This is a genomic window from Streptomyces misionensis, from assembly GCF_900104815.1.
Classification (GTDB): Bacteria; Actinomycetota; Actinomycetes; order Streptomycetales; family Streptomycetaceae; genus Streptomyces; species Streptomyces misionensis.
Window position 1 is genome coordinate 3,551,876 of the sequence record NZ_FNTD01000004.1, and the last position, 12,409, is coordinate 3,564,284.

Sequence of the window (12,409 nt, forward strand, 5' to 3'; positions counted from 1 at the left end):
GCGGTGTTTGACAGCTACCGTGAAATTGCATCCGCGCTGACTCCTCCTGCGGTCTCTCAGTTCCTGGCTTATCACGACTGGGAGCTGGAACAGAAGCAGCCGCAGGTTCGCGAGGTTTGGCGCTACCGGTCAGGCTCATTGGCCACCGCGCCCCGTGTCATGGTCCCGCTAGCCACAGATTACGCAGATTTCACACCACGCTTCGCGGACGCGTTGGAGTCACTCGGGCATATTCACGACTGGGATGCCGGGCAACTACTGGAACACATCATCGCCACACGAGCGGACTTGTTCTTTGTCCGTCTCGATCAAGAAATGATCGACGGGACAATCCCTTTCCAGCAGGCCGAAAAGACGCTACAAGCGGTCCTCAAGTTGATGAAGTCAGCAGCGACTACTGCAGCCGATCCCAATCATCCAAACAAGGGACGGAGGCCGACAGCGGTCAACGAGTTCCTGGAAGAGGATGCAAGACTGGGGCACACGAAGCGTGGAAGTTTTGTCTTCACTGTAGTATCCCGTCTAGGCGAGGCTAATCCGCAGCCAGCCCATGGCCACGAACAACCTGCTATGCCTTTTCCACGTCAAGTCATGGAGACATTGGCCAGAGGCCTTGAGACCACAAAACGTCTGACACAGTCCTGGGACGAAGAGGTTTTCTCATCTCCAAGCAGCCTAGGGCTTAGTGCGGGGCTAGTGGAGTCGCTCGAAGAGATGTCCCAGTCACAGCGCCTTCGCTCACTGGACTTGTCTTTCGAGTGGGCAGCGGCTGAGCGCAGGCCAGACGTTGGCCTAGCAACGATTACGCTAGACCGACAAACGATTGTTGAGCTTCCACGTGTTCGGGAGCAACTCATACGAAGGGAAGATCCCGTCCGGCGAGAAAGGCTAGTCGGTCTCGTTAAGTCGCTTATACGGGAAGGCTCGACGCCCAATGGCGAAGAGGCAGGAACAGCCATTATCGTGGCGGAGGTAAAACGAAGGACTTTGCGAGTTCATGTTCCACTGACAGGAGCGGATCACAGCTGGGCGATCATGGCCTATGAACGCCAACTTCCCTTTACGGTGACGGGCGACCTGTCCTACGAGCGCCGCACTTGGCGCCTAAGCGGCCGTATCGAGGTCGACTCGAGCTTCCTACGCCACTTTACAGGTTCAGAAAATTCCGACTCGGGCAGTTCCTAAGAGCTCGTAACACGATCTTGTGGATGTGTGCTGGCCGACCGTGACCAGCACGACGATTCTGCTGTTCGTGAGGTGTGGGGAACCGGCCGTGGATCGTGGAAAACGACTTGTGGGCGCTGATCGAGCCGCTGCTGCCGCCCTGGCCGCAGAAGGCGCCCGGCCCGAAGCCGGTGGACGACCGGCTGTGCCTGCAGGGCATCCTGTACGTGCTCTACAACGACGTCAGCTGGCAACTGCTGCCATTGGAGCTGGGGTTCGGCTCCGGCCAGACCTGCTGGCGCCGACTGGGCCGGTGGCATGAGGCCGGCGTCTTCGACCAGTTGCACCGTCTCCTGCTCGCCGAGCTGCACGCAGCCGACGAGCTGGACTGGTCCCGGGCCTGCGTGGATGCCTCCCACATCCGCGCGAAAAAGGGGGCGAAGCAACCGGCCCGTCACCGGTCGACCGCGGGAAGAGGGGCAGTAAGCACCGTCTGATCTGCGACGGCAGAGGCACCCCGTTCAAGGTCATCACCACCGCGGCCAACGTCAACGACGTCACACAGACGCTGGCCCTGGTCGACGGCATCCCGCCGGTGGCCGGCAAGCCCGGCCGCCCGCGGCGCCGGCCGGACGCCGTGCTCGGCGACAAGGGCTACGACAGCAACTCCAACCGCCGTGAACTCGCAGGCGCCGGATCCTGCCGGTGATCTCCCGCAAGGGCGCCCCGAACATCCACGGCCTGGGAAAGCTCCGCTACGTCGTCGAGCAGACCTTCTCGCTCCTGCACCACTTCAAGCGCCTGGCCGTCTGCTGGGAACGACGCCTCGAACTGCACGACGCCCTCGTCTCCCTGGCCTGCGGCCTCATCTGCTGGAGACGCCTCAAGCCCGACCATGATCGTGTTACTAGCTCTAAGGAGCGGCACTTCGTCGGCACCCTACAGCGGATGAAGCAGTGGCGCCCATTCGCCTGCCGGGTATGCGCTGGGACGACATCGAGGCGAGCAGTTGTCGGGCTTTGGACGCGATCGCAGCCGCCCTAAGCTGACATTTATGACGCCTGTGCCGCCCCTCATGCCCCGCACTCGACGAAGGGACATCTCCCGGCTACGTGAACATGGGCAGCATTCCTTGGTCGATCGGCGGCATCCCGTCTCCAGTAGACAACGGTACCCGTGCACCATGCCGGACTGGGCGGACCAGCCGATGGGAACGCATGGACTCAAGGACATCCTGGCGTGCGGCCCTCTGCCGACACCAGCGTTCAAGCCACCAGTTGGCGACCCTGTCGTCTGCTTCAGGCAGATCGGGATTGAGTAGGTACTCCGGCTCCTCAACGATGCCGAGTGAGTAGTCCCGCAGGTTTTCGACCAACGGAACGCCGTAGAGGATGCGTTCGCGGCCATGCCTGAGCAGTTCGTTGGCGGGCCACCCAAGTGCGGCGATACCTAGCCTCACCTTCCGTAGACGGGGGCTGACTCCTTCACCGAACAGATTGTTGACTCGTACGAGCGATCCGCGTAGGGCCGAGAGTCGAACAAGGGCTTCGACGGTCTCACCGGAGAAGTGAGAGGTTCCAAAGGAGCGTGACCGTCCAAGTTCGTGGAATCCCATCCGGGCGCTGCTCTTTCCTCCCATCACTTCAGCCGGCCAGAACAACCGGTTGTACTGGCTTGAACCAGTTCCATAGAGCGACGTCGTTCCGATGAAAGAAAGGCGAGGCTCGCGCAGGATTGGCCGGCCGGCCATCGCAGAGGCGATCTCACTGGGGCGTGCGTACTTCTCGCGGTAAGCAGTCAGCACCCTCGGTGAGACGGCCAGAGCCCCCACGAGCTTGCCTGCCACCAGCGCGTTATAAGGTGCCACGGCGCCGCAGACGGTGAGGTCGGCGATGACGGTACCGACCCGCTCTCCGCGTGCGCGGCGTACCACGCGACGCATCTGTGCCCGCGCCTTGGAGTCCGAGAAAGCTTTGGTAAGTCCTTCGGCCGTGGGTGGAGAGAGATAGGCTCCCAAGAGGGTGACTATCTCCAGAGTCTCGGCGAGCGCCGCTGAACGCTTACTGCGAAACAGATCTGTCGTGGCCCGATCTACCCACGCATCACGTTCAATGTTGCGGACCTCGCGGATTGTGCTCGCCTGGTGGTGGCGCTGGCGGTGCCGTTCAGCGTCAGCCCGCAGTCGGGCGATCACTTCCGAGGTAGGCGCCGTCAGGTCGGTCGGTTGAAGGATCCCGTCGCGGAGCAGATCATCAACGTAGATCTCCTCCTGCTGAATCTTGATCCGTCGGGCCAGCCAATGGGCGATGTCAGCAGTGGGCTCAGCTCGCACTTGTTCAAGAAACTGATCAGTTTCCCAGCCCATCCAGCGGTCGCGCTCGGCGATCTGGACAACCGGACTGGAGATCGCCGCCAGCCCAATGACGGTGTGGAATGCAGTGGCCGCGTCCCGGATCAAGATTGGCATCGAGCGGCCGGGCACGGTTGCGTAGGCGTTAGACCAGGTGTGACGGAAGTAACGCCATATGTCATGCAGTTTGAACCCCGTCAGCTCGCAGGTCGAGCTGTCGACAATCTGAACGTACGGTCTGATGACGTCTGTGGATGCACCGGCAGTCTCTAGTGCGTCCGCCAGCTCCCGGCCGTCGCGCATTAGGTCGAAGATAGAGACCAGTCGACCGCCGTACTGATGAGTGCGCTCCATACTCTCGACGAAGCGCCGAACGCTGCTCTGCCTGAGTTGCTCGTCCCGACGCAGATGCTCTTGGCGGCGGACCCGGGCTTTCTCCGCCTGTCGGTCACCACTCGCCAACGGGGGCGTGAAGACATGCCCGGACTTACCAGTCTGGATCGTCCAGCCCTGATCTACCAGATCGATGGCGGTATGAGCAGCTGCCGCAAGCAGCGGCTGCTCATACAGGTTCCTGATCTTGGCTGCCTGAATCCAGTGAGCGTGAGTGTTCACATCCGTGCAACCGGGGGGAGTGCTCGCTAGCAGGGTGCAGAGACGAGCGAATGCCTGCTTCTCCTGGCGGGAAGCGTCGGCGGGGAGGCTGAGGGTAACCGGCTTGGCCTCTTCTTTCATGACTTCTGAAGCATCCGTCCGTAGGTTTTGCTCCATACTCGCAGGAGGTCGTCGCAGTCGTGACCATCGCGGACTAGGAGGGTCGTGGTGCGGGCAAAGGATAGGAGGAACAGTTCAAGTGCAGTGCGTAGATCTCTACCCGCCTCGTCGCTCAGTGCCTGCAGGGGTCGGTACAACGCTGCGAAGGCTGGATGATCAACGTTCAGTGTGACGTCGAGCGTGCGCCGCTTCAGGACCGACGTGAACATCGTCTCGATCGGCAGTTGCTCGGACCCGATTCGATAGCTCAGAGCGCCCGAGCTCCTTCCGGTCGACCGGATAACGGGCAGGTCGGCGTCCACGGCCTCCGCTATACGGCACGATGTTTCTGTTGCCGCTAGGAACTTGACCTCCTCAAAGGCTTGGCGTACGCGCGAGTTCAGCAGCCGAGCGATCGACTCCAGCTCGGGCCCAAGAGCCTCTTGAAGTTCCCGAGACGGCCGAATGCCCTGTTTGTTCACCGTGATCCCGAAGTGCTCATCAAGGATGGGATCGAAGTCGATCTCACATCGCCACCAGTCATCGTAATTTTCCTTGCGCTTCGCCCCCATGAGATGCCAGCCACTCGCGATCTCACGGCCGGCACGCAGGATGGATACGCCGGCTCCGCCGACGATGCCCATGCGCCGTTTGGTCACATTGTCCAGGTGATGCCATTGCTGAACCGGAAGCATCGCGAACCGGACCGTGACGAAGGCGGTCTTGCCCGATGAGGTGGCAAGTTCATAGCGGATTGACTCGAAAGCCAGCCGTGCACTACGGCCCTCGATCCTGGTTGTAAGGAGCATGGGATCGACTGAGTCGACTTGCTTCCCGTTGATGGTCAAGACAAGTTCGCCGCTGCTCAGAAAGCGTCGGTACAGGCGTCCGAGGTCACGACGCAGGGCCCGCTCCAGCCAGGCGAGGCGGCGATACTCGATGCGGTCGCAGTTTCGCCAGACCACCCGGCACCCCGAGCCTGCAGTACTGCCAGGTTGGCGGCGCGCACGAAGGTCAACTGGGGCCCCGGCAGCGACAGCATCAACGTCCAAAGAGACCTGGTGCGCGCTCCGGCCGTTCTGCCAAGAGATCACCTCGATCCGTCGAGCCTGGCTAAGCGATGCGGCAGGCAGTCCCATGCCGAAGCGACCGAACGATTTCCGCTCGTCGAAGCGTGACGAACCACCGAAGCGGAGGCACGCCTCAATCTCGGAACGCGACATCCCGTGACCGTTGTCCTCGACAGAGATCTCCGGATCATCGTCTGCTTTGGTCCGCACGACCGTGATCGCGACCTCGGTTGCTGCCGCCTGGAGGGAGTTGTCGATGAGTTCTGCGAGAGCGGTCGAGAGGCTGACGTAGCCCGACTCCCGGATCGCTCGGATGAAGTTGGAGGAGACCAGGAGGTCATCCTTCCGGTGCGTCTGCTGGCCCATCGCCACTCCCATGACTTGCCCGTATCTCTGCGTCGAGAGTAGCTGCATCGACGCGGCCCTGGGAAGTAGATCATTTTTGGTGCGGCAGGGGTCAGGCGGGCCTGGTCGTGATCGTCACCGTGATCCGCTTGGTCTTGGCTGGTTCGATCAAGTCCAGGCCCGTCCCATCCACCATCAGAAGACGGACGGTAGGGCGATTGGCCCCGGCGGCGAACCGATAGGGCTCGGCGGACTCAAGAAGGATCACCCGACCGGTGCGCTGCAGATCGAACGAGATGACATGGCTCGTCGTGTCGACGCGAAGGATGCGATCGACGACATCTGCCGCGGTCACCACCTCCCCCGCTAGCGCCTCTGGAGGTGGCGAAAGCGTCTTCAGCGAGTTGATGCCGAGCACCTGGAGTGCGGCGATCTTCTGCCCCGTGAGGGGTTCCAGCAGAGACTCGATCTCTGCTGCTGACTGGATGGTACCCATGCGAGCATGATGACTGATGGAAGAGCAAGGCAGGCACCGGGTCGACCGGCTGCTTCCTCCGTGAGTGTGGTGCGGAACGTCTCCGTGAGGGAAATTCGCAGTTTCACGATGGTTCGCTGGGCGACCGCTGAGCCGCGCGGTGCTGGACGCCGTCCGGCCGGTCCCGGGCCCTCGGGCCGGTGCCCGGGTCGAGTGGGAGATCTTATAGAGACGGATCCGATCCAAGCCCTGGAGTCGCTCCCTGCGGAGGAGACGGAGGGAGCCAAGGACGAGAGCACGGCGGGCGAACCGGCAACCTCCCAGAGGCGTTGGCCGCACTCCACAGCTTGCCCCGCCTCCGCCCGGCGAGCCACAGGCTCCACGACGGTATAGAAGCTGCCCGAGCGCGCCTCCGGCCGAGGGGACCGGACGAAGCAGATCCCGAAGCTCCCCTGTGACGCAGCCCCGGAGGCCATCTCAAGGAGGAACCGCCGGGCCGCTTCCTCCTACAGTTCCTCCTCTGTGACAGCGTCGGCCCACGGCAACTTGCAGAAGTCACTGATCATTCGGTCCTGAGCAGGGTGGCGTGGCAGCAGCCCAGCCCAGCATGCAAGGGGCTTCCACGAAGCCTGGTCCTCCCGGGTGAGATGACCAGTGCCTGTAGTCATGGGCGACTTTAGCCATCGCGCTCCGTCGCGGGTTGCGCTGAGCTCCGGACGGGCCCAGTGCAACCGGCTGGAGCATGGAGATGCCGGCGGCAATGAACTCACTCAGCAGAGCGCACGGTCGGTGGGAAGCCCGCTTGGGGCGTTGAGCGCTGCGCTCCCCAGTCCACGGCAGGCGCTCCTCTGGGCGGGCTGCCTTCCCCATTCCCCCAGGTGAGTCGCTACCTACGGGCACCACAGTGGGTAACTGCGCACCTCATGACCTCAGGCGCTTCAACCATGTTGGAGACAACGTGAGTTGTTGTTGTCTATGCTGTCGCCGCGGATCATGAGAACCGCGCCAACCGGTATGCGACATGGGGGAGACGCGCAGTGCACGACATCAGCGCGTCTACCCGTAGCTTCCTCTCCGACCTGAGCAGCAGCACGGAAGAGCTGAAGCGCGAGATCGAAGCCGCTCGTCGTGAACGCGAGGAGATTGCCGCGCGGATCGCGACGCTCGAGATGCGTCTGGCGGAGAACACCGCGACTCTGCGCGCCATGCAGGCTTACGCCAGTGAGGCCGACGGGACACGCAACGACGAGGAGAAAGCCCGTACGGCTGCGTCCGCATCGGACCAGAGCAGCCTGACGATCGAGGAGTGCATCCTCCACGTTCTGTGCGGACGGGGAGGTCTGCTCCCGCTGGAGATCACGCGCAAGGCGGAGGCGATGGGCGTGACGAGTTCCGCCTCCAGCATCCGCGCCCGGCTGACCAAGCTGCACAAGGAAGGCACCGTGGTTCGCGACAGCCAGTCCCGGTACTGGCTCGCTGCTGCGGGAACGGAGGCCACCAGGGACGGATAAGGACTCACGCAAGCAGATCGGCCGCCGCAAGTGTCGAGCCCACGGCGGCCGTTGGCGCATCCCTGCAAATAAGGACTCACGCACCGGTGGCCAGCTTAGGCCATGCGGTCCGTTCAGCGTGAGCCCTTCCGGAAACCGCCGATCTCTTCGGCGACGAACGGACCAAGGACCCACGAAATGAAAGCCTCCTCGTCCGGCACGGCCGGACGCTCCCGCCACCGGGGCACCTCCCACTACGCCACGGCCGACACGGCGTCCAGCACGGGTGGCAAGACGGTCTCCTACCGCATGCCACCCGTCACCATCTCCGCCGACCGGCAGATGGATCTCCTCGCCGCCGCCGTCACCACCTGCGCGACAGGGCGGTCCGCCGCCAAGATCCGCGACCTCGTCCGCGAGACTGGCCTCAACCGCGATGTCACTGCGTCCCTGCGTTTCCTGACTGACACCGGACTGCTGACCTCCGGCCCGGCCGGTTGGACCCCGACCGTTGCCGGGGCCCGCGTCGGCCGGACATGGCCCACCGACAGGGAAGCGACACGCACCCTGTTCGGGGAAGTCTGGCGCGACTCCTGGGTGTATCAGTTGCTGGTCGCCTCCGTCCCCGCGGAGACCTCGCTCAGCACCGAGGATGTCGCCAAGGCGATGCGGCCCTACCCCACGTCCCGGCTGACCCCATGGGTCCACTTGGTGGACTGGCTGGAACTCGCCCGCTACATGGAGCGGGCCGACGATGGAACTCTGCGCCTGTCCAACACTGTGGACAGGGACACCCGCCACTCACGTCCGAGCGACCCCGAACCGCCAGAGCCCAGCGCCGCCACCGAACCCGGTCCACAGCTCGGCCTGGTGCTGCCGTTGAGCATGAAACAGTTGGAACAGTTGAACGCGGAGGACTACGGCGCCGTCATGCGATCACTCGCCACGATCTACGACGTCCTGTCCCGCCAGCGGGCCTGACCACGGAGTTTTCGCGCCGGCGGCTGGCCGCCGGCGTCACCTCTTTGCGCGCCAGCGCTTGCACGGACGTCTTCACCTTTCCACAGTGGTGTGAACTTGCACCATCTTGGGGAGGTTCGCCATGCCAGTGCCGCGCGCGCCACTACCTGACCGAGCCCTGCCCGACGACACCCGCACGCCCGCATGCCCCGCTGCGGACACGACGTTGGAGCATGCCGTCGCGCAGGCCGTCACCCATTGGAACGAGATGACTTCCCAGGGACAGATGTCTCCCCAGACCCATCGAGCCTTCCAGCAACTGCTGGAGCGATACGTGCGCTACAGCCAAAACCGCGGCGTAACCCTCCTCGCCGAGGCGACAGCCGACATCGCAGAGGACTTCGTCTACGCCCAGGGCCGCACCCGTCACGGCCGGATCGGCGATTGCGCCAACGCCACCCTCCACCAACGCCGCGCCGTGCTGCGCTCCTTCTACCGCACCCTGTACGACCTCGGCCTCAGCAAGGCTGACCCCACCCGCGGCATCTGCCTCCCCGAACGCACCCGCACCCGAGTCCGCCCCCTGGAGGAGGACGAGGCCATCGCTCTGCGCCAGGCCGCGGAGTACGTTACTAGGCCCAGCCGGCACGCAGCCGCAGCCGCCTTGGCGCTGTCCGGCGGACACACAGGGGAGATTGGTCACATCCGCGTCCGCGACCTCGACGAACAGGCTGCCGTTGTCTGGATGCACGGCTCCACGCGAACTGACCCCCGCTGGTGCCCTCTCGATCCCTGGGCCCTGCGCGTCCTGAAGGCCAGGTCCGCCTTCGTCACCCGGCAGCAGTTGCGCGCCGAAGCAGCACCAGACGCCCGGCTCGCCGTCTCCTCGGCTCCGGCACCGGACGAACAGTTGCAGGCAAGGGCCTGCGTCGCCCTGGCCGATCTCCTCCGCCGAATCGGCCTGAATGCCGACCCGCACGTCAAGCCGGCCTCACTGACCGTGTACGCGGCGATGCGCCTCTACGCCGAGACCCGGAACATCGAGGACGTTGCCCGGCGGCTCGGGCTCCGCTCCCTCGACCGCGCCGCCGATCTGATCGGCCTCGACTGGACGACCCGTGGGCCGGAAGCGGGACCCGAGCATGCCTGATGACATCTTCCAGGACGCCCTCCCGCCGGCCCAGCGCACACCGCGCAAGCGTGCTTTCACCGAACGAGACCGCCGCACGGTCCACGAGCGCCTCACCGACTGCGCCCACAACCCCGACCTGTATGACCTTGCCGAAGCTCTCCCGCCACCCGGCAGGGTCGGCCGGCGCCGCGCCTACCCCGATGTTGCGTTCCTGTTCTTCCTCGCCGCTCGCAGCGTCCTCGCCTCCGCGCGCCGCACCGCCGCACACCTAGAAGACCCTGAGATATGGAAGATCTTCCGGGAAGGAGTACGCAGTGAACTCGGCGCCGAAGCCGCCCTGCTCCTCCCCGAGACCGGACCGACCCGCTCCCAGTGGCTGCACGCTCAGCGCCGCCTGCGGGACCACGCGGACGACCTGTGGGACCTGTACCGCATACTCGCACTGGACCAGGCACTTGAGCAGGGAATTTTCCCAAAAGACGAAACTCGCTCTTGGAGCAACCCAGGGCGCCACCAGCTCATAGCCGCCGACGGAACGGTCCTCAAATCCCCAACCCTCGCCCGGGCCCACCGCAGCATTGACATGAGAACCGGAGAAATCCGCTACCACCGCATCGACCCCGCATCCACCCCACAGCGAGAGGGAGGTGGAAACGAAGCATACGGCCCCAAATACGTATTCTTCTCCGCACGGAAAGACGAAAACTATCTCTCCCAAGTCTTCCTTGACTCCCGCTACGTGCCCCATCAGCACCCAGGTGGGGAAGCCGCCATCGCCGTCGACGGCATCCTCGACATTATGGGCAGAGCCCCCGGATGTATGGGCGTCCTCTACGACGGCGCCTTCCAGGGCACCCACCGAGACGCCATCGCCCGGCGCGGCGGCCTCGTAATCAACAAACAGCACAAAGGAAACGAACCGCAATTCTACGAGACGCTCCGGCCGGGACGCTGCATTCATGAATTGTGGGCCGCTAACGGCCGTATCGCGGAAAAGGTGTCCTTCGCCGACGGTACGACGGAACTGGTCCCGGTGCCAATCAGAAGACTGGAAAGACGAGGCACCCGCACCTACCGCTGGTACCACGTCCTGGAAATCCCCTGCCGCCGTGGGTCCCATATCCGCCGCCTCGCCGTCGGCACCACCAGCCGTGCCGGTGAACGCCCGCCCGGCGAAAGCGACGAGGAACGCGGATTCCACCGCGCCGAGCACCTGATCCCCGAGTTCACCCGCACTCACCAACTCGTCTACCCCTACCGCAGCGACGCCGAGTCGGGTCACTCGCAACTCGACGCCTCACTGTGGAACGGGCGCCTGATCTCCTACGGCGTCGAGGCGCAGAAGCTACTCACCCTCGGCTTCGTCCTCGCCCAGAACTCAACCAGCCGCGCCCTCCACGACGAAGTGTCACCCTTGCTGAGCCCCACCGCCTGACCACCCGACCACCAACCCGCCCACACCAGCACCCGCCCGAGCCTCGATCCGGTACCCTGTGGATCGAGCGCCCCGGCGGGCGCTGCGGCATGACACCAGGCCCAGCCTGCCACGCCGCAGCGGTCGCCCCCAGGACGCCCAGGGCTTGACAGACAGACCTGGTCAGGTGTGGTCTCACCACATTCCGAGCAAGGTTTCAATCAAGCCCCGCCTTCGTAGCTCAGGGGATAGAGCACCGCTCTCCTAAAGCGGGTGTCGCAGGTTCGAATCCTGCCGGGGGCACCAGCGCAAAGGCCCCGGACCGACCTTGGTCCGGAGCCTTTGGCATCTACCTCCGACAACAATGGGGTCGGTCACAGACGGCCTAAGCTGCATGGGTCGTCGATGTCCGCACATCAGCAAGACTCACGATCAGGGACCGCCAGGGCGAACGGCACGTCGTTGTCATCACGCCATCCAAGCGCCATGAAGTGGTCGCGTAGAGAAGCATCGGCTGCGGCCAGGGCCGCCCATGGGCCATCGCTGCTCTGCGCTCCACGAGACGGTCAGCATCGCGCAAGCGCACTTCCTCGACGATGTCGTCGCGGCTCGCCTGGGTGTGGAGGGCAACCCATGGGGTGACCGCGTCTGGGCTGACGTCATCGAGCCGCACCTGAGGTCCAGCGCTGAAGTCCGCCGCACCACAGGCGCACCAGACCGAAGCTGACCGGCACGCGTTGCCTCTCACTGCCGCGTGAGAACCTCCGGCTATGAGCTATGACTTGGCCGTGTGGGAGGGCGACCACCCGGTTGACGACAAGGACGCCAGGCGGACTTTCAGGGTCCTCTGTGACCGCTACGTCAACACGGAGGTAGAGCACCCGCCAACTGAACGCATAGCGGCCTACGTCGCTGCGCTCCTGGAGCGGTGGTGCGACTTGACTGAGGACGTGGACGAGACCTCCCCTTGGTCGACTGGACCCTTGATCGGAGAGGCCAGCGGCCCGTTCGTCTACTTCCCGATGCAGTGGAGCAGAGCCGAGGAGGCATCCGCCTATGCGGCGACCCTTGCGGACTCCATGGGGCTTGTCTGCTTCGACCCTCAACAGAACCGGCTCAGGCCGTGAAGCCGAGGAAGCGCCGCCGTCTCGACTTCCGTCTTGTTCGCCGCGTCCCCGGCCCTTCAGCCGAGACCCTCAAGCCATCCCCGCGTCAGTGACCAGCCAGCCAGAACACAGGTGACGCCCTGCACGTGG

9 protein-coding genes, 1 tRNA gene and 1 pseudogene are annotated in these 12,409 nt (G+C 64.3%); 8 read left to right on the top strand and 3 right to left on the bottom strand.

Features of this window, described 5'->3' with window-relative positions:
• The first annotated feature begins 3 nt into the window (after positions 1 to 3).
• Positions 4 to 1,185, top strand: a complete 1,182-nt coding sequence (locus BLW85_RS17685; RefSeq protein ID WP_244174876.1) for a hypothetical protein — start codon at positions 4 to 6, stop codon at positions 1,183 to 1,185.
• 92 nt (positions 1,186 to 1,277) lie between these two features.
• Positions 1,278 to 2,040: pseudogene (locus tag BLW85_RS17690) on the top strand (IS5 family transposase); the annotation flags it as partial.
• Between the two features lie 232 nt (positions 2,041 to 2,272).
• Here the strand turns inward: BLW85_RS17690 and BLW85_RS17695 are convergent.
• From BLW85_RS17695 to BLW85_RS17705, 3 genes are all read right to left on the bottom strand, one after another.
• The gene (locus BLW85_RS17695; RefSeq protein ID WP_074992557.1) at positions 2,273 to 4,249 is read right to left on the bottom strand and encodes a Druantia anti-phage system protein DruA; all 1,977 of its coding nucleotides are present in this window, start codon (positions 4,247 to 4,249) and stop codon (positions 2,273 to 2,275) included.
• Positions 4,246 to 5,703, bottom strand: coding sequence for an ATP-binding protein (locus BLW85_RS17700; RefSeq protein WP_074996110.1), 1,458 nt, complete (start codon positions 5,701 to 5,703; stop codon positions 4,246 to 4,248). Before BLW85_RS17700 ends, BLW85_RS17695 begins: the two co-directional genes overlap by 4 nt.
• 91 nt (positions 5,704 to 5,794) lie before the next feature.
• Entirely contained in the window at positions 5,795 to 6,178 is a 384-nt protein-coding gene (locus BLW85_RS17705) for a hypothetical protein (protein WP_074992558.1), read from the bottom strand.
• A 1,016-nt stretch (positions 6,179 to 7,194) separates the two neighbouring features.
• Between BLW85_RS17705 and BLW85_RS17710 the strand changes: the two genes are divergently transcribed.
• The 6 genes from BLW85_RS17710 (at position 7,195) to BLW85_RS17735 (ending at position 12,280) form a co-directional block, all read left to right on the top strand.
• The gene (locus BLW85_RS17710; protein ID WP_074992559.1) at positions 7,195 to 7,668 is read left to right on the top strand and encodes a hypothetical protein; all 474 of its coding nucleotides are present in this window, start codon (positions 7,195 to 7,197) and stop codon (positions 7,666 to 7,668) included.
• Between the two features lie 177 nt (positions 7,669 to 7,845).
• Entirely contained in the window at positions 7,846 to 8,628 is a 783-nt protein-coding gene (locus BLW85_RS17715; protein WP_074992560.1) for a hypothetical protein, read from the top strand.
• 205 nt (positions 8,629 to 8,833) lie between these two features.
• Positions 8,834 to 9,757, top strand: coding sequence for a tyrosine-type recombinase/integrase (locus tag BLW85_RS17720; RefSeq protein ID WP_167381413.1), 924 nt, complete (start codon positions 8,834 to 8,836; stop codon positions 9,755 to 9,757).
• Positions 9,750 to 11,174, top strand: a complete 1,425-nt coding sequence (locus tag BLW85_RS17725) for a hypothetical protein (protein WP_143060450.1) — start codon at positions 9,750 to 9,752, stop codon at positions 11,172 to 11,174. The genes BLW85_RS17720 and BLW85_RS17725 overlap by 8 nt, the downstream gene beginning before the upstream one ends.
• A 209-nt stretch (positions 11,175 to 11,383) precedes the next feature.
• Positions 11,384 to 11,459 (top strand) — tRNA-Arg (locus tag BLW85_RS17730).
• Positions 11,460 to 11,923: 464 nt separating this feature from the next.
• Positions 11,924 to 12,280 carry a hypothetical protein gene (locus BLW85_RS17735; protein WP_074992563.1) on the top strand — a complete coding sequence of 119 codons (357 nt, stop codon included), beginning with the start codon at positions 11,924 to 11,926 and terminating at the stop codon, positions 12,278 to 12,280.
• Positions 12,281 to 12,409: the final 129 nt, after the last annotated feature.

Coding starts and splice junctions, on each gene's coding strand:
- BLW85_RS17695 (WP_074992557.1), bottom strand. CDS start 4,249: ATGAAAGAAGAGGCCAAGCCGGTTACCCTCAGCCTCCCCGCCGACGCT.
- BLW85_RS17700 (WP_074996110.1), bottom strand. CDS start 5,703: ATGGGCCAGCAGACGCACCGGAAGGATGACCTCCTGGTCTCCTCCAAC.
- BLW85_RS17705 (WP_074992558.1), bottom strand. CDS start 6,178: ATGGGTACCATCCAGTCAGCAGCAGAGATCGAGTCTCTGCTGGAACCC.
- BLW85_RS17715 (WP_074992560.1), top strand. CDS start 7,846: ATGAAAGCCTCCTCGTCCGGCACGGCCGGACGCTCCCGCCACCGGGGC.
- BLW85_RS17725 (WP_143060450.1), top strand. CDS start 9,750: ATGCCTGATGACATCTTCCAGGACGCCCTCCCGCCGGCCCAGCGCACA.
- BLW85_RS17735 (WP_074992563.1), top strand. CDS start 11,924: ATGAGCTATGACTTGGCCGTGTGGGAGGGCGACCACCCGGTTGACGAC.